Annotated in this window: 18 protein-coding genes; 1 reads left to right on the top strand and 17 read right to left on the bottom strand. The window is 34.2% G+C overall.

Annotated features, from left to right (window positions below; all coding sequences use genetic code 11):
- Nucleotides 1–7: 7 nt before the first annotated feature.
- The 17 genes from L1267_RS12495 to L1267_RS12415 all read right to left on the bottom strand — a co-directional run bounded on the left by L1267_RS12495 (nucleotide 8) and on the right by L1267_RS12415 (nucleotide 17,471).
- Nucleotides 8–1,627, bottom strand: coding sequence for a hypothetical protein (locus L1267_RS12495; protein ID WP_235383062.1), 1,620 nt, complete (start codon nucleotides 1,625–1,627; stop codon nucleotides 8–10).
- A gap of 16 nt (nucleotides 1,628–1,643) precedes the next feature.
- Nucleotides 1,644–2,390, bottom strand: coding sequence for a toxin co-regulated pilus biosynthesis Q family protein (locus L1267_RS12490; protein WP_235383061.1), 747 nt, complete (start codon nucleotides 2,388–2,390; stop codon nucleotides 1,644–1,646).
- 315 nt (nucleotides 2,391–2,705) lie between these two features.
- Nucleotides 2,706–3,833, bottom strand: coding sequence for a type IV pilus twitching motility protein PilT (locus tag L1267_RS12485; RefSeq protein ID WP_235383060.1), 1,128 nt, complete (start codon nucleotides 3,831–3,833; stop codon nucleotides 2,706–2,708).
- Complete coding sequence (locus tag L1267_RS12480) at nucleotides 3,826–4,662, bottom strand: type IV secretory system conjugative DNA transfer family protein (RefSeq protein WP_235383059.1); 837 nt, start codon at nucleotides 4,660–4,662, stop codon at nucleotides 3,826–3,828. Before L1267_RS12480 ends, L1267_RS12485 begins: the two co-directional genes overlap by 8 nt.
- A gap of 1 nt (nucleotide 4,663) precedes the next feature.
- Nucleotides 4,664–5,170 (bottom strand): DotD/TraH family lipoprotein, encoded by a 507-nt coding sequence (locus L1267_RS12475; RefSeq protein ID WP_235383058.1) that lies wholly within the window; start codon nucleotides 5,168–5,170, stop codon nucleotides 4,664–4,666.
- 56 nt (nucleotides 5,171–5,226) lie between these two features.
- Nucleotides 5,227–8,160: a hypothetical protein gene (locus L1267_RS12470; RefSeq protein ID WP_235383057.1), complete on the bottom strand. Its 2,934-nt coding sequence runs from the start codon at nucleotides 8,158–8,160 to the stop codon at nucleotides 5,227–5,229.
- A gap of 48 nt (nucleotides 8,161–8,208) precedes the next feature.
- The gene (locus tag L1267_RS12465) at nucleotides 8,209–8,424 is read right to left on the bottom strand and encodes a hypothetical protein (protein WP_235383056.1); all 216 of its coding nucleotides are present in this window, start codon (nucleotides 8,422–8,424) and stop codon (nucleotides 8,209–8,211) included.
- Nucleotides 8,417–9,601, bottom strand: a complete 1,185-nt coding sequence (locus tag L1267_RS12460; protein ID WP_235383055.1) for a hypothetical protein — start codon at nucleotides 9,599–9,601, stop codon at nucleotides 8,417–8,419. Before L1267_RS12460 ends, L1267_RS12465 begins: the two co-directional genes overlap by 8 nt.
- 83 nt (nucleotides 9,602–9,684) lie before the next feature.
- Entirely contained in the window at nucleotides 9,685–10,419 is a 735-nt protein-coding gene (locus L1267_RS12455) for an HNH endonuclease (RefSeq protein ID WP_235383054.1), read from the bottom strand.
- Between the two features lie 5 nt (nucleotides 10,420–10,424).
- Nucleotides 10,425–10,841, bottom strand: coding sequence for a hypothetical protein (locus L1267_RS12450; protein ID WP_235383053.1), 417 nt, complete (start codon nucleotides 10,839–10,841; stop codon nucleotides 10,425–10,427).
- A gap of 28 nt (nucleotides 10,842–10,869) precedes the next feature.
- The gene (locus L1267_RS12445; RefSeq protein ID WP_235383052.1) at nucleotides 10,870–12,327 is read right to left on the bottom strand and encodes a hypothetical protein; all 1,458 of its coding nucleotides are present in this window, start codon (nucleotides 12,325–12,327) and stop codon (nucleotides 10,870–10,872) included.
- Nucleotides 12,328–12,344: 17 nt separating this feature from the next.
- Nucleotides 12,345–13,706 carry a DotG/IcmE/VirB10 family protein gene (locus L1267_RS12440; RefSeq protein WP_235383051.1) on the bottom strand — a complete coding sequence of 454 codons (1,362 nt, stop codon included), beginning with the start codon at nucleotides 13,704–13,706 and terminating at the stop codon, nucleotides 12,345–12,347.
- A gap of 16 nt (nucleotides 13,707–13,722) precedes the next feature.
- Nucleotides 13,723–14,730 carry a DotH/IcmK family type IV secretion protein gene (locus L1267_RS12435; RefSeq protein ID WP_235383050.1) on the bottom strand — a complete coding sequence of 336 codons (1,008 nt, stop codon included), beginning with the start codon at nucleotides 14,728–14,730 and terminating at the stop codon, nucleotides 13,723–13,725.
- 88 nt (nucleotides 14,731–14,818) lie between these two features.
- Nucleotides 14,819–15,466, bottom strand: a complete 648-nt coding sequence (locus tag L1267_RS12430) for a DotI/IcmL family type IV secretion protein (RefSeq protein ID WP_235383049.1) — start codon at nucleotides 15,464–15,466, stop codon at nucleotides 14,819–14,821.
- Nucleotides 15,467–15,484: 18 nt separating this feature from the next.
- Nucleotides 15,485–16,123 carry a DotI/IcmL family type IV secretion protein gene (locus L1267_RS12425; protein WP_235383048.1) on the bottom strand — a complete coding sequence of 213 codons (639 nt, stop codon included), beginning with the start codon at nucleotides 16,121–16,123 and terminating at the stop codon, nucleotides 15,485–15,487.
- Nucleotides 16,124–16,135: 12 nt separating this feature from the next.
- On the bottom strand, nucleotides 16,136–16,432 hold the full coding sequence (locus tag L1267_RS12420; protein ID WP_235383047.1) for a hypothetical protein: 297 nt from the start codon (nucleotides 16,430–16,432) through the stop codon (nucleotides 16,136–16,138).
- A 373-nt stretch (nucleotides 16,433–16,805) separates the two neighbouring features.
- Entirely contained in the window at nucleotides 16,806–17,471 is a 666-nt protein-coding gene (locus tag L1267_RS12415) for a hypothetical protein (RefSeq protein WP_235383046.1), read from the bottom strand.
- Between the two features lie 415 nt (nucleotides 17,472–17,886).
- Between L1267_RS12415 and L1267_RS12410 the strand changes: the two genes are divergently transcribed.
- Nucleotides 17,887–18,345 (top strand): hypothetical protein, encoded by a 459-nt coding sequence (locus L1267_RS12410; protein ID WP_235383045.1) that lies wholly within the window; start codon nucleotides 17,887–17,889, stop codon nucleotides 18,343–18,345.
- Nucleotides 18,346–18,351: the final 6 nt, after the last annotated feature.

The following is an 18,351-nucleotide window of genomic DNA, read 5'->3' as shown; positions in this document are numbered from 1 at the left end:
AACCTGTTTATTTTACATAAGGAGTTAAAACAATTACTGTAATAACCTTCTTAGTACCACCAGACTTTCTGCCGCCGAGTAAGTAAGTACTTTCACCAGCCAAACTATCGACAGCATGTGTACTTTCAGTTCTCTCAAAACCAGCGACCATAATCGACTCACCTGACTTTACAATTACCCTTTGTAGGAAATTTTTATTTTGCCCATTCGGTTTTTGTAAAGTTGTTCCATCGATATTGCTTTCATTAAAGCCTCGTAATTGAGTTAGGTCACCGGCAAATAGAACATTTACATCACCGTTAGATGTCACTTTCGGTAAAAATGACAGAGAGAAGCCTGAAGTAGCTGTCGCTTGCTTTGCTGATGTGGATGACTTGCCGCCAGTTTCACTAACTTCTCGCACAACTTCTGATAAATAACCAGTTGTATCAAGCATCTGAATAGGTGCCGCCATACCATTTGTTGTATGTACTGTTGCGCTAGTTCTATAAGATACTTCTGAGACTTCATTTAATGATTTGATGAATGCTTGTGTGCCATTAAATCGGCTCGCTTCATCAGTTAAAGAAATACCAAATGCTGATGAAGCAACATCTCCGAAAGCTGTAGATAAATTAGCAGCATAATTACTACCCTTACCATACGCAGCTTCCCAGTTGGTTCCTAACTCTGCATTTTCATCTAAGACAACATCATAGATTTCAGTTCTGATAGCAATCTGCTGGCCAATTGATTTATTCAAGTCTTTAATATGACTTTCAATTAAATCTAAATTTCTTGGTGTATCAATAACAGTTACAATACCAGCTTCTTCAGCTATTGCGAATTTGCCTTCTTCTGATTTTAGAGATTCAAGCTCTTCTGCCAGTGAAGCCCAAACATTCTTCGGTGAAAAGTTCGCTGAAGTATTCTGAGCGTTTCCGCCAGAATTTGCACCTACAGAATCAGAATCTCTTTTTGCAGTTGCATCAAATGATGAACTGACGCTAGCGTTAAATGTGTTTGTGCCGCCAAGATAATCAACTTTTAGGGTACGAGTATCAGTTCTGAAGAATGTTAACTGATTATTTTCCCACTTCCAGAATAAATTTGTTTTTGCACTAATGTAATCTAAGAAGGATGCGCCAGTATCATTGAAATCAATGCTAAATTTAACCTTAGAACCAACTAGTCCTTTACCAGCAGAGTCAATAATATCGAAACTATTGATATTATTCATATCCTGCTTTTGAACTTTTTCTTCTTCTGAGCCACTTTCTAGCTCTCTTACGAAAGCAATTGCATCAGAAGTTAGTAGTGTTTTTACTCCGAACTCGCGACCAAACTTAGTGATAAGCTCTTGCAGAGAAATTTGGTTAGGATCATTAAAGACAAAGTTTTTTTCTTCAAAAATTGAAGGTAATTTATCTTCATTTGTACGCTTAAATGATTTTGAACCAAGATAGTAACCATCAATAACCTGAGTATTGATACGGCCAGCGGTTATATCTTCAGCTTGTCGTAATTTTTGAGAGGTAATGTCTGTCTCATTTTCAATGTTTTCTACAGCTTTATCAGCTGGTGCAGTAACACATCCACTAATTGTGAACATAACGAAAGCACTCAATGTAGTTAGCTTAAATTTCATACCTAATACCTTTACCTTAGAAGCTTAATGATTGTTTGTGACCGCCTTTAGTGATAAGCAGAACTCGGTTTTTTAAGTAAAATTTTGGAGATAATGGAGTGTCTCCATCACTATATGCCGTCAATAACTCTTCAACTACACCGCCTTTACCAACAAAGTTGCCAGTGAATAATGAGCTGTGAGGAGCATCATAATCAACATCTTCAAGAGAAGGGGCCCAGTCTACCTGCCAGCCAGCTTTTTTAGCCCAGTCTTCTAAGTTTTCTCGCAATGATTTGTTTGTATCAATAACCCAAACGGTTGGTACTTTTTTAGCTAAATGTAAAGCTAGATCTTTATGGGCAGAAATACCTACAACTTTCTCTTTTTCGTTAATAAATACCGATAGATTGTTTTGCTGACAAAGAACATGAAGAACATCGCGCCAATCATTGCCACCTGACCATGTAATTTCCATGTCGTGAATGCCATCTTCAAAGTGAACCTTGTATTGCTTTAGGGGTACAATATTGTCCACAGCAACATGAAGAGGTAATTCCTTACCGCTTGTCATTACAATATCAACTTTATTATCAACAACACTCACTGCATGCTGTTGATCTTCGTTAGTTACTTTTTTGCTAGTGTTATAATTAATTACTGCTTCATCTTTTACTACTGGTGAAACATATAAACTCGCATTCGAGTCAGCTGCAAAAAGTAATGCAGATAGACTGACAGAAACAACTGGAATCACTTTAAAAGATAGAAGACCAGACATCATAAACCCCACAATTTTATTTATTTAAAACTAATAGAGTGCAACATTACATTACACATAAATCTTATCACAACTCTTTTCTCCAAAAAGGTCGAATATGTCTTACTTTTCCTACGAGAAATACTTTAACCTTTCTGGACAGAGTCATTACAGTTAGACCTTTATTTCCTAGAAACCACAAAAATATAGTTACTGATAAAGCAAAAATGAACATATATTTATTTTGATATAAAATTAAAAACAACCATGGACCAAGTGCTATAGGTTCTACGAAAAAAAATTTTAATTTATAGCTAAAACTAGCTCGAGCCATAATTGTTATTCTCCATAGTTAACTTTTATAATTTCAAGTTCATCTTTACTGATGATTCCCTTATTGAACTTGTCTAGTGCATCAGAATACATTGTAACTCCACGCTCTTTAACTAACCTGATTGTGTCTGAAACGATAGACTTGCTGTAGCTAAGAATTTCCTTAACTTCTTTGTCAAATATTAAATATTCACGTACAGCACACCTTTTACCATCAACTGTAGGTACAAGACGTTGTGCTACAATCATTCTAAGCGCCTGTATAATGTTTTGCTGGCCTTGTGCCTGAAGTGATTCAGGATACTCAGCGATAAGCCGCTGGAGAGCTTCAGCTGCGCTATTAGCGTGTGCTGTAGAATACACATTGTGTCCTGTCACCGATGCATTTACAGCTGTGGCAATTGTTTCGTAATCTCTTGCTTCACCAATTAATATGTCTGTTGGGGCCATTCTGAGACTATAAACCATCCCGGTATGGAAACTTGTTACACATCTCCCAACTTCCATTTGAGTAAATATAGAGTCTGGTGATGAGACTGAGTCATACACATACTCTATAGGCTCTTCAATAGTGACAAAATGCTTGTTGGCATTTCTCATTTCCAATAAATGTCGAATAATAGCTGCAAGAGTGGTTGATTTACCATTACCGGTTCCACCAACAACTAAAATTAAGCCCTGTCTAGAAGTCACACATGTATCTACTATTTCATTTGGTATGCTTAAAGCCGATATTTTAGGTGGTGTAGCTGTAATCGTTCTGATAATGATATTTGTACACGTTCTTCCCCCTCTCTTTGAGAGTACTGCACTAACTCTAAATCTATGCCTTATAGGAACTTTAGAGTCGTCAGTAAATTCTTTATATTCAAGGTCTGTATTTATAGCTTCTGGTTTAGCTAATTTCGATGTTGCACCTATCCCATAAAAATCAGTTAAAACGTCATTAACTTCTTTATTAGTAATTACACGAGAAGTTAATTTTTCTTTTTTACTATTCAAATGGATCGTTGCGGTTTGATTGCCGAAAAAGAATAAATCGCTTGCTTTCAGTTCAACCATTTTTTTAAGAAGAATATCTAGGTCAGCTTTAGTTGACATTCTTGGAGGTACAACGACGAAATACTTACTCATGATTTCTATACCCTTCACGAGTATCAATTGACATAATTTCCCATTCACCTGTTTTCTGATTAAACTTTGATGGGCTATTAATATTATAAAAATCCGTATTAAGCAGTAGCTCATTATCGCTAAAGATCACGCCTTCATTTGACAATGATAACTGAGGACCTTCTATAGTGTTATCAAGTCTGTACCTTAAATACTTTACTCGGCCAACAAAATTCAACCTGAGTTTCTGAGCCTTTGCTATAATTTCTGCATTAGCTTGTTCTATTCCAAGACTATAGCCTTTTAATACCCACTCACGCCACAGCTTTTCTTCATCTTTATTTTCGGGCAAAATAGCATTAAACGGTTTTTGCACCTTAGATTGTTGGCTGCTTAAGAGATAAGATTGCCAAGTTGGAGGGGTCGATACAAAAGTTTCATCTTTAACTTTAACTATCTTTTTTTCTGTAGTGGTTACTTTTGTACCATCATCTGATATGACAACTTTCCCATCTTCTTCAGTTACGATACCCGGCAATAAAAACATTGAGTGTTTACCAGTATTCGTAGATCTCATAATGGCATTAAAGTCAAAAACGGAATCTAGACTTTGGTTCATTTCGTTAAGATTGTCTTGGATAGACCTTATTTCTTCATTGAACCCAATTTGCATACCCAAATGTATTGCTGCGTCTTTCATTGTTTTTACTCTAATATCTTGCTGTTCTCTTATCTGGTTTATCTGAGCATCTTCTTCAGCCTTTTTAAGGTTTAGAAATGCACTTAAATCGCTAGAAGTAGCGTTACTGCAAAAAGATATTGTTAGTAGAATAAAAACAAAAAACTTCACATTATTCTCCTTGGAATTTTATAACCATAGTTCTTGATGCTGGATAAACTTGAATATCGATCAAAGAACCAGTCAACAAGCCCAATTCTTTTAGAGCCTCATTCAAAGGTTTATTTTTTATATTGATGTTTACCATAGGATCAATTACAGATGAGTAATTAATAATATCAGGATCATATCCTGCAATTGTGGCAATAGCTTTTGCTGCAACAGAAGCTTTGTTCTTAATATTTAGGTCAACAATTTTGTCGAAACCATCAGGTACATATACTGATTGGTAATACTTTTGTCGATGCTGCTCATCAGTTAACGACTTTGATGCCAATGCTTGTTGATACTTAGCAAGTAGTCGCAATTCATCTCTGGCTTCAACAGCAATCTCTTTGATTTCTTCAATCGCAAGTTTTTTAGGCGTGTGAGCAGCTATATAGCTGTTATCACTTGGCGTTGTACTACAGCCGGAAAGAATCCCTAAACTTACGAGAAAAATACCTATCTTTTTTTGCATAATAAGACCTAATAATTTGAATATTTTACCTATCGTACTTAGATACAAACCTAAGATTATTCATAATATTTATTTATCAATATGTTTGATACTAATTCATATAGATTTGCGAGATCCTTCTCAGAATTTGCAGAATCTTTATACTTTTTAAGCATATCTTTCGCTGAACCTGAGGGGAATTCGTTAGTTAATATATTAATAGTTTTCTCTAATCCAACTTTAGAATTGAGAGTTTCTCTTAACTTGTAATCCTCTCTTGTCGTTGTGTATGCCCACAATTCCACTTTACCAAGGGTTGAATACAAAACCTGCTCAACTCTCATTCCATTTTTTAAATCACCTAAATATAAAAACGCGGCGCCTTCATCGGGGTCAGGTCCCGTAACATACTTTTTGAGTAACTCAATTGAATCTGGACTAGGTGAGAAATTATCAATAATTTCTTGAACAACCGACTCAGTTTTACCTTTACTTAAAATGTAAAAATTATCCGTTAAATCAACCATTCTTTCTTCAAAGTCACTAAGATTCTGTGATAACAATGCATTTGAAACGTTGTACTTACGGCCCTCTTTAAAAAACAATAATATTTGCTCTCTAACAGCCTGTACTTCTGATGTTCTATGGAACTCGTCCAAACAACACTTTTTATAAACACCTTCTTCTTGTTCAATTTGCTTCTTATGGTAATTCTTGTACTTATCAGGAATCTGAGGCAGGGTTTCAGCTGCGCTTTGAAAGAAACTCTTTGTTAATACACCGATTGCCGTCATATACATGATCGATGTTTTCTTTATAGCTGACGCATTACCTTTAGGAGCGACTGAGCTTATATCGAGAGATACTATTCTGGCAGCTCCTGTATCAAACGATGATGGCTGAGAAAGGATAGGGTAATCACTTAGTGCAGTAATAGTCATTAATTTAATGAAATCTAATAATAGTTCACCATTGTCAATTGTAGCCTTACCAAACGTACTAATAATATTTTTTGATGCTGTTATCACTGTAGTGATATCAGTTAAGTTTGGAACAGCGTATCTTTGAGCATGACTTGCTTCCTCATATTTTCCTTTATCAAACAGAAGATCTACAACATTCCACCATGTTAAATGCTCTGGCACTTCACCAAACTCTTCTAATATGTGTTTATCAATACTTTCTAACATTCCGTATTGATAAATATTAGGTTCGTTTTCATCACTTAGGTGAATATACATTTCATCAATAAGCATACCGCATGCCTCACCTACCTTAAGTGGGGCATTTTCACTACCAGCTGGCGTAAAAATTGCGCTCAAAAAGTTAATCAAACTTTCTCTATTAATAGCTAACGGATGTCGGCAACCTAGCGGTGTATCAAATGGGTTTATGTTATTATTTCCATTTTTCGTCATTTCTAATTTGAATGACTGGGCAAGATGCTTTTTGTCTTCTGGAAGACATGCTCTAACGTAATCAACAAAAGCAGCTGATGAAAATCCAATGTCCAAGCAGACAATTCTCGGTAGCATTATATTTTCTGGATTAAGAATTAAGGATAAATTGTCAGTAGCTAACTTAAACGACTTACCTGAACCGGGTGGGGCATAATAAATATCATTCCAAGACATTTGCTTGGATGATAATGGCATTTGCGGGAATTTCTTTTTGTCATGCGTCCTATAAACCGTAGAACCTTCTTCCCATGGAGATGCACTTCTACTGATCGGAGCTGTTGAAAAGGCTTCTCCTAACGTCAATGGGAACCCTGTCGATATATAGTTTTTTGAAATGCCGGGAATTGTATTTAACCATAGTTCAATAGGGTCACCAATTTCCTCAATCGCATTACCAGCTCCCCAGCTCTGTATACCTTCGATAAGCTCATCAGTTCTAGAACACATTGTTTCATAATCTTTTGCCCATGTAGTGAAAGCTACTTTAACTGAGCACAAGGTTTCATCATTATCACAAAGGTGTAAAAAGTCCTCAGCAGCCTTTTTAATCTCTTTATTTCTACTGTTTGTAATACCTAATAGCGTCGCCCATGTTTTCTTTGATGAGATCTTTTTCTTAATCTCATCATGGCCAGTTTCTATTGTCATAGAAAATCGCCATGGTATTTCTTCACTAATTCCCTCGAAAAGAGTAGCAAAAGGTAGAATGTCGATTGGCGGCATATCTAAATTTAAAGGCTTGTAATACGCGCCTTTGTATATAATTGCAGTACTATCTTTTTCAGCAATCTTAGGGATTGTATTGAATATTTGATAGCCCAAATCCATGTTTAATATGCTTGATTGGTCTAGCTTGTTAGGATTATCAGAGACTAATCGCGGTCGGATTGGATCTCCGAGTAGAGAAGGGCGCCAATTGTCATGCTGTTTATAGTTTGATGTTGTATTAACAACCTCTTTAATGGCGTTGTGACAGTTTAAAACGCTTAGAAGTACCTTACCCTTTAAAGCTTTGACTATAGCTTTGCAGAATGCGCTATGCTTATTAGAGAGGTCTTTTATTTCACCCATTGGTGATTGTGAGTATGAACCGGGCTTTACTCCGACATCATATTTTTTTATCTCATTATTTCTTGTTTCTTGTTTTTCTTTAAGCTGCTTGCTAGAAATTGATGAAGTTAGAGTAGTAAGAACCATGTAGCATTTTTCATATATGACTTTATTTGCTAAAGCTTGCTCTCTACTTTCCAATACACTGTTAAGCGATTCTAGATTTAACCTTACTAAATTTGCAATTATACTTACATTGTTTCTTTTTAAGTCTATCAATGACTGTTCAGGGTTTCGCTCAAAAACGAACTGAATTCTATAGCCTTTCTTCTTAAGTGAACCTGTTAAGCTACTCTTCAAAGAACTAACCAAATTAGCTAATTCAACCTTGCCTAGAGGTGAAGATGAACCTTTGACTTCAAAAAAAGTCGAGTAACTTCCATCTTTATTTATAAAAGTTGATTTACCAATATTAGCTTCAATATTTACATATTCAAACATATGCTGGTTAGTACTTGATGAAAATAAACTAAAGAGATTATACATAACTTAAATACCTGAAATGTCATACTTGATTGCATTTTTCAAGTGGGCTTTTTTCTTTTCCTGATCTAGTTCTAGAGCATCGTCAAGCTCTAATATCTTAGTATGAGAATAATCGCCAGAGCCTGAGATAGCCGCTAGACATATACCGGTTAAATAATCTCTTTTTACTCTTTTTGATAAACTTTGTGTGAGAGCGTTTTCAAATGGATTTTCAGTCATTTTTCTTAACCATATTACTTGGTGGCAATAGACCTTCACTTCTTGCAATATCAGTAGCTAAGGCGTGTTCAGAGTTTTTTAAATAAACCACAATTCGACCTGTTCCATACGAACCTACTCTAAGGTTGTTTTTTTGGAAGTTATAAGCAGCTTTTAAGCAGTAGACACGATCATATGCCCTTAGATATGAACCGACAGGATTAAAATATTCACCGTTGTTTATTGCTAAAGCATAAGCTGTCCATAAATTTTCTAGGTACAGTCCTCTCGAATATGAGTATTCATCCGCATCCAAGTCGATCTCATCAAACTTTAAGTATTGAGAATCACACGAATAGCCTTCTAAAATTTCTACTATAGAATATTTGGCCAGCTCTATTAACTCTGGCAATGTAATCCAATTCCTTTGATAATTACTGCCCATAGCAAATGTGGCAAAGCTTCGAAAAAACTTGCTTGTATAAGTCACATTAATCTTAAAGAATAGGCATTTATCTTTGTACTTCTCAGAAATCATCTTAAAGAAAGATGTACTCCCCTTAAGCTTATTTTCTTCTTTTGTTCCAATAGTAATATTGACTTCACTATCCTTAAGCTTGCTCCAGTTAGTGTTAGTTGGAACACGTTGGCTTAAAATCTCTCTAGCATATGCACCTTTAGGAAAAGAAAAAGAACGAGCACGAGATGCTTTAACCGGTTCACCCATCATTGCTTGATTTTGTTGAGTTGACTCCTTAAATGCTTGAACCAACTCAGCTGAGTATGGCCCTTTGGGGACTTGCCTGATGTTCGAGGATAGAATGCAAGTTGTAAGAGCGCTATTGTAACGATATTCAGCATCTTCTAATGATAAATCATATTCTTTTAGTCCGAGCGAATATACTCTTTGGAAAATTTGAGAGCAAACACGGCATACTTCTTTGTTGTTATCATCTAAACCTAATTCATCGCAGATCATCTTTAAGCTTGTTCTAAAGAATTGATGATCGTAAATGTTTGGGTTCTTTATAAGGTTAAACTTTTTATAAAAATAAAATGGTAAATTTGAGATCCACAAAATCGATGAATTTAGGTCACCAATACCATTAACTCTAAAAGCTTTTTCACCTGAAATTGACGCCCATCCACTCGAAAGTGTATTAAAATCATCAAAACATACAACGCCGATTTTCTTCATAAAAACACCTTATAATTGAGCTATAATTTATATCATATTTAATAAGACAACTAACCTTGGAATAAGATAGTTAGGGGGGAGTTTTACTTGTCTTTTACTTGTTTTTCTAAGAACTGTTTGAGCTGCTGAAAGTTTTGAGGTAGTTCTTCAAACTTAAGCCATTCAAATGAACTTTCTTCAGCAATTTCTTCTGAAGACTGGATTGTTTGTTTCTTTAAGATTAGGTTAGACCAATACTTGATGTGGTTAGGATAACCATCTTTTAAAGGTAAAAGAAAAATTCCATCTAATTTTTCTTTCCTCTTACCATAATCTTCTTCGCTCAGATCCCTTAGGTAATTCCCTAAAAAAATAGGGTCAGATGTACCAATAACTTCCATCGCAGATACACGTAGATTTTCTAACCTTTTTAGATAATCTAAAGCATTGTTTTGGATTATTGTGTCCCCACAAGCAGTAGCTGCCCATAGTACCCTTACAATGTTATTTAACTTTGCTTGGAAATTCGGTATTCTTTTCCCTTCCTCACAATAAATCAAAACCCCTCGATTTGAAATTCCGGCATACCCAATATGAAAACACATATGACATAACGTACAAGCGGTATCTAAATTATCTAAATCGTTATTTTCATGGTTATCATCAACATGATGCACTTCTTGGTATTTTTCAGCGGTAAAGTCGCAATATTTGCACTTACCATAATCTCTCTCTTTGAGCTTCAATTTAGCCTCATTAAATTCAGCCAGCCCCTTTTGAGGGTCTGGCTGATCAACTCTGAAGCCATCGCGTTTAACTGATAAAGTTATTGGCTTCATTGTTATTAATACTCGCCACCAAGCTCAGCATCAATTTTACTTCCGGTATCAACATCTTTGCCGCTTACGGTTCCAGAACTCGCATCAACAAGGTATGTGATTGAAAGCAATCCACCACCAACGAAAATGGCAACTAAACCTTTTTTACCATGATCTTGGTTAGGCTGCTGTTCATTCTTCCAAAAGAAGTAAACACCTAAACCTGTCAGGAAAAAGCCTAAAAGGTAAAACGCAGCTACAATTAGAGCACCAAACTCACCAAATTCTGTTCGAATATTACAGGCAATACCTGACAATTTACCATCGTTACAAGAATCATTTGTAATACTTGATGCACTAGACGCCGCTAGAGCAGAATTACTAAATGCTGATGTTAGAAGTAAACCAGCTAACAACGCCTTGTGTTTCATTTTTTTAAACATGACATAAACCTCTTAATTAATATAAAGACTATAAAATGTAATGATTTCCAATAAAGAATTTTCCGTTATCATCATACCCTTTGACGACACCAAAGTTTCTGAAGTTATCGCCAACAACAACTTTATAGAAATCACCGTATGCGTTTTGAATTAAATAACCATTTAATACAAAATTCATTCGAGTTTCTTTAAAGCTACCTTTGATTGACCATCCTATGAGAAGCTCAGGTTCTTTAGGCGTGTTAAGAACTTTTTCAATATCGTCAATACGATTTATAGCTTGTGTAAGTGTACCTTGAACAACTTGTTTGTTCTCCTGTACATCATTACCTTGTTGCTTTTCTGTGACTTTATTCTCTAATTTAGTTTCAAGTTCTTTGATGGTATTTTTATACATCTCAATTTCAAGATTCAGTTTAGCGCTTAAAGACTTTTCAGCCTTGATTTTGGCTTCTTGAATTTCATTAGCTCGGGCTTGTTCTTCTCTAATCTTTTTCTTCTGAACTTCTTTAAGTTTTACTTTATCAAGAGGTGTTCGTGTTTTATCGATATAAAGACCATTAGAAAGTAATACAACCTTTCCGTTTTCTAAGATATTATCAACGCGAAGTTCGTCACCATAATATGATAGCTTCTTACCGACATTGAGAGTTAAAGTCTCATCATTCTGGCCTTTAACGATAATGAACTTACCATCATTTGTAACCGCTTCAATGCTGATTTGGTCAGCTTGTTTGCGGTCAGATAAGAGACTATCAATAAGCGCAGATGCCTTTGCCCCATCAAGAACGTCATTGCCTAAATCATTAAGTTCGTTATTTTCTTCTAGATTAGGAACCTTTAAAGTTTCTTCATCTTTCTTATCTTCTGATAATAAGATTTTACCTTGAACATTGTTGACTTGGTCAATATTAGGTTCAGCCTTATTATTATCTAAAATAGATGCAATCTTTTGTTGAGTTGCTTCCTTATTAGTATCGTTTTCTTCAGGCTTTGTTTGCACCTCAATAGACGGTTTGTTTTGCACGTTAGGGGGTTGCACTTCTGTAGATGTCCCACTAAGTTTGCTTGTAATTACAAAGACACCTGCAATTAACAATAGACCTGAAGCAATATGAAATTTGTTGATCTTAAATTTATTGTTTTTTTCAGGTTCTTCGTCATTCGAAGTTTTGTCATTTTCAGAAGAGCCATCATTTTCGTCTGAATTTGTATCTGTGCCATTACCGGCAACTTTTTTAATTTCAGAACGTGTATCAACAATTTCGTTGTCTAATTTTTCTAATTGTTGTTCCTTCTCAAGCTGTTCCTTTTCACGTTGAGTCTTATCATTTACCTCTTCAAAGCCATCATCTTCAAAGTCATCTTCAAAGTCATCAATTCCTGTACTTTCATCTAAATCATCGAAGCCAGCAATTTCATCTAAACCATTATTGTCATCAAGTAGCTCATTTGATAACTCTTCATTTTTTTTATCATCACTCATAAAAACACCTTAATATATTAAAACTTAGGAACTTTAAAATCTTCGAGGAATAAGATACTAACAGGCCTATCTTTGTCTACATATACTGTACTGGGCTTATTAATGTCTTTTAAGAACTCAGGAGCTAAACGCTCACCAGCCTTACCAATACCAATCATAATTCTATCATTGAATCTTTCAGCTTTAGCTGTGGTTACTTTGTTGCCAGATAAAGTATCTTCTTGCTTAATCTCCTGAAGTGATTCAGAGTATCCTTCTAGCAATGAAGCTATGACCACACCACCATACCTTTGGAAGTAATGGTGATCGACATCATCAGCAAATAAGGTGCTGTAATCATCAGGGTTAATTGCTATTGCATTAACAGGAACTTTTACACCATTTTTATTAAACTCATGGAACTGTAAGGCAACTGTATCTCCAACTTTTTTAAAGCTTCCTGAGAAAATGCCGCCATGACTGCCACCCGGAGCCACAGAAACAAAATGAACAACCGAAGAGTTATCTGAATTTATAGGGAGATTATTAATTGCATATAGCATCTCACCTACAAATAATGTTTCATCTGACTCATATTCAGGAACATTATTTACAGAGCTGACGCTATTATCTGATTCATTTGATGCGACTGTACCGGCATTCATGCCTCTATCAGACAAATACTTCTGTAACTCTTCGTCTCGTCTCTTAGATGCTCTTTCGGCAGGTGTTAAACTGCTTTCTTGGTTGCTTACATATGTATTTTCACTCGAGTCCACTTTAGTCGTAACTGAAGATCCATAATTGTTAATTTGAGCTGATACTGGTGTACTATTCGAAACATTAACCGATGTTAAATCGATAGTTCCTGATGCTCTTAATTCTCTAATAAATTCAGCTTTATTAAAGTTTAACTCAATTTTTTTGGATTTAACTTTCTCTTCTACAATTACATCATCAATAATTGTCTTTTTTTCTTTTTCTTGCTCTTTCTTTTTTTCTTCAGTTATTTGATTTACTAACGCACCAATATCAAGAACCTTATCCTTATTTGAATCTATTTTCTTAATATCAGTATCTGATTCTATATCAGAAACACCTTCAACATTTAAGATTGGCTTATCTATATATGAATCTTTAGACTCATCAGATAATTTTTTTTGCCTTTCCCTTTCTTCAATTTCAGACAGAAGTTTCTGAGCTGCGCTATCTTTACTGGTGTTATTTGAGATCTCTTCAGTTGTTATTTTTTTATCAATTTTAACAACGCCATTATCAATATTTTGAGAACGACTATTTGCCGAGCTGTACATAAAATAAGAAGCTGAGCCTATAACTACGAACAAAGAACCTACAAAGAACTTTTGCTTCGTATCTAATTTTGGTAATTTAAATTTCATACTCTAGCCTTAAACTTTATTTTTCATTTAATGTGAATATTTGATACTCACCATTAGCTAGTAATGTAATAGTATCTTTGTTTTTTATCTTATAGAGGTTATATCCATTAGATGATTTATGATGGTTAATAGTTTCAGGGAAAATGAGCTCATTTTTAACTCTTAGGTATGTGAATTCACCTTGCCTAACATAAACATTGTTTCGGTTAGGATTGTTGTTTACGTATAGTTCTTTAATAGATTTGTCCGACAAATAATCGCCAGAAATTAATTTATCAAAAACTGGCTCATTCCCTACATTGATGCTGATATTTACAGGCTCAACAGCTTTTTCTGCAATGGGCGAAAGCTTAGGTAATCGAATCCTCTTATTAGAGTCAACAGTACTCTCGTTTCCCCTAAGTCTGATAACAACCAAATTCTTCAATCCCGACAAATTAACTAGAGCAACAGACTCTGAAAATCTTTTAAGTATTGAAAATACGACTACATTTTTATCTTCTGTGAATACACTGCTAGTAAATGAGTTGGGATCGCCTATAACTTCACCGGCGATGGGCCAAGGGTTTCCTTCATAATCAAAGAATGAAATTGAAGATGGGTTATTAGCTGCAACATTTAAAACTACTGGTGACTTCTCACTTGGATCATATGGCACTTCAGATATTTTTATTTCACTGTTAATGAGGGGCTCGTTATTAGCTTTTTCAATTTCTAAAGATTTCTTTCTTCTTACCTTTATATCTTCAGCACTGAGAGGAAAAAGTTTATCCAAATCCTCACTTAAAGCTTTTTCTTTTGCTCTATCTTTATAAGCTTTTAAATATGGAGCGAGCTCTGCATCTTCTTGTAGCAAATATAGGATAGCGTCTTTTTTTTCATTAATAAGAGCTATTTCTTCTTCTGATAAATTACTTGTTGAATTATCATTCAATTTACTAGAAGACGCATTTGCCCCAATCGACAAAAAGCCTGTTAAGACTCCTATGATCGATAATGATAAAAATCTTTTTTTAGTTAGCATTAAGACGTACCTTATAAATAAAATCAATAGTTAGAATATCATTACTGTTTTTCTTAAATCAATGCTATTGAATGGATGTTAGTGCCTGCTATTTCACAATAGTGAATAGAATTTTATCTATTTCAAGACCATCATTGCCTTCGAGAAGGCTTTTTCGTTTTACAGTAACTTTTGCTTTTCCTACATTTTTATATCTCAGGAATTCGCTTTCTATGTAATTCGTAACAATGGGTAGCTCAACAACCCATTCAAAATTACCTGTTTCTTTATTTACTTTTTTCGAAGAGATAACTCCGCTTTCTGCATCAATTTTCAAGATCAATTTAGAGTCAACGAGAAGTTCAAGAATTCCAGCATCTTGAAGAGCTTTAATAAGACTTGCTCTGCCTGAAGTTGATATATATTTGTTCGTTTTTAGATTTAAGTGTTTTTTGTAATTCACAAAACTAAAATCAAAGATATCTTCAATCGCTTCCTCAGTCCAATTGGAGATAAAATCATCACCATAAATAGGTTCGCTTCGCTTGATCAGTTTTACAAACTCAAAATTTGAGTGGGCAGCAAAAAAGAATCTTTGACCTTGAATGCTTGAGGTAAAAATATTTAACGCATAACTTAAAAACATAAGAACTAAAGCAATACAAATTGATATGTTCAAACGCTTTTTACCAATCACATAAAATTGGTTTCTTCTATTAATGTGTTCAGCACACTGTATAGCCAAAGATTTTGCCATTTTTTTTTCTTCTTAACTTTATCTTGAGATAATCAGTTTATTAATGCCTAAGCCCTTATCATTGTCAGAGAAAGGCACTCTTTCAACTGATAAGGTGAATATTGCATTACTCACCTCAGGCTTTCTTTCACTAATAACATAAGTAAACATAACTGGAACCTGAAAAATCCATTCGTATCGACCAGTCTCTTCATTTAAGCGGCTCTTAATGAAAACAGGGTTTTGAGTTGTTTGTAATTGCACTATCGCCTTCTTTTCTATAACTTCAGCGAAATACTCATTTGCTTCAAGTGCATTTATAAGGGCTGTTCTCCCTGCACCTGTAAACCAATTTGTAGACTCTTCCGTTAAATGCTCTGTCATATTTATGTAATTGAAGTCGAAAGTAGATACCAATGCGTCACTTACCCAGTTAGCTACAATACTTGTCTTGTGATTAGGTTGATTGAGTTTTATCAGCGCTCTGAACTCATTCATACCCTGTTGCGATAAAACGACATAGTTTGTTGTTTTTGTGGCCGAATAGAATAGTGAAGTAAGAATAGCTACCATCAGTATGATTTGGATCACCAAAACAAAACTTAAACCAAATATACCTTCTATTTTCTTACTTTTCTTGAGCAAATTTCTATCATCTGACTTTGTTTTGTTATGCATAAACCTTAAACCTTAATTAACTATAGATGCGCTTTCCAAATCACCTTTAGAAACGTACTTAATATCTACTTCATGTAATTGACCATCTGTTGTCGTTATAAAAAACCTAGGTTCAGGAATGTTTCTTATCTTATAGAAACTCATAACAGAATTTACGATAAAGAGAATTACTATACCAATAAAAAGAATTACTCTCAGATAAAACCCAAAGACAGGTTTAGTTTTGTCTATATAGCCAAGAGGATTTTTTGGAGAGTCTTTACTCTCTTTTAGTTTGGCTTCAATCTGATTTGATAGCTTATTAGACATAACAACCTCAAGTTAGTTTATGTGCCCAGTAAGGCAACTAAAATGCCCCCTTGGGCACATAAAATGCCTTATTGGGCAATTAGAGTGCCTTACAGGGCACTTTAAACGTCTTCTGTGGCACTCTTTTGTATAAGTTTTTTTAGCTTCTTTGACTTTTTAATGACTTTTTTCAGTAAGACATTATTTTTATTTATAATTTTATAATTATTTATAATCGTTATAGTAATTTATAACATATATGAAAAAAGCAAAAAACTTGTGGTTTTTAAAAGTAATGGTACTTCAGATGTTTAGGAATACTGAATATGTTCAGAATGGATTGTAATTACATTAATATTTCAAGTATCAACGCACTTGATCAGGTGCGTTGATATTACTTAAAGAAGTTTGCTAATTCAGAGTAGTTTTTGAATGCACCTAGAATAACTTGCTGATTGCCATTTATATAGATGTCTGGCACAAATTCAATGCCACTACTTCTCATGGATTCAAAGTCTTGTGCTGATTTTTTGGTTATCTCTAGAGAGTCATAAATCTCAAAGAAAGAGTATGTATCAATATTATTATTTAATAGTAAAGGTGTTACGTCTGATTTTGACTTTATCTTTTTGTTGTTGATGAAGAATTTAAACACATCTTCTTGAGATATTGGACTCTTTAAAATTTGAAGTGTCTCAAAAGTTTTGTATGGAATTTGCCAATTTTCATTAAGATTCAAATGAATTACTTCAAGTGTAACTTTATCCAAAGAATCAATTAACTGTAGTAATTGAGAATAGGCGTTTAAAGATTCTTTGCTGCTATAGGAAAAGTAGAGGGTGATAGTATTTTCCTTTACCGGCATACTTTCCCTTTTTATGAAATGGATGTTTTCAAGGATCTTATTTTCACTATTCTCAATAGCTAAACTTACTTCCTCACTTAACTCTTCATCAGGACTTAAATTATTGAAATACAAATACCCGGCGACCAAACTTGATGCCGAAAGCAGTGTGAGAGATCCAAAAATTGCTGTTCTAAATTTGATTGCACGATCCATAATTTTCAACTTACATGAGTAAAACGATGACGATACTACCACTTGATTTTGAACAGTCAATAAGCCAGAGCATTTATTTTTCAGTACATTTTTTGAGCTGAAATTTAATTGTAAAAAGTGTTTTTTTTAAAGAAAAAATATGATACTTGTTTAAATACAACTTCGATCTATCCCTACTAACCCCTTAACTACAACTTAGATCTCAACTATAGAATTACTACGTAATTCTATTTATTCTAAAGAGTTTTTTTTTAGATCTTACTAAAACATATTAGTGATTAACATTAAGAACTCTTTTAAGAATTTACAGTAAATATCTTTAAAAAGATTTAATAAAAATATTTTTAAAAGATCTTGTTTTTAAAATTTATGTGATCAATACTCGCCATCCTCAAAGATTAGGATTTGGTTTGTTGTGAAATTTTTAAGTTTACTTTTAGAAGAGTTGGTCAGTGACATAGAATCTGTTTTCGGTTTAGATTCGCACCAAAAAGATTTGTACAAGCAAATTCAAGCTTCTTTGAGTCAAACCAAAGATGAGCTACATAGAGATTCCATTTTTTCAAAATACAAGATCCGAATTGTTGTAATGCCACAACAGGACATTCTTCCTGAAGTGATCGGCAATAAAATATGCGAGCAATTAAAGAGCAATGGTGTGATATGTAAGCAAGATCTAAGCAAGGTAGATGTGAGAAGTTTAGGTGGAAAGTTTAAAGAAGTTGAAATTAACGCAACTAGTTTCGCGAACAATTCAGTTACATTAAAAAAAATAATATCAATGCTTATTGAATCAAACAAAGATTCATATGAAAACCTTGTTCAATTAATTAATTTATCTACCGTAGTAAAGTATGTACACAAAGAAAATTAGATAAAA

It is taken from the genome of Pseudoalteromonas sp. OFAV1 (assembly GCF_021532595.1).
GTDB classification, from domain to species: Bacteria; Pseudomonadota; Gammaproteobacteria; order Enterobacterales; family Alteromonadaceae; genus Pseudoalteromonas; species Pseudoalteromonas lipolytica_C.
This window is presented reverse-complemented; position numbering and strand designations above follow the sequence as displayed.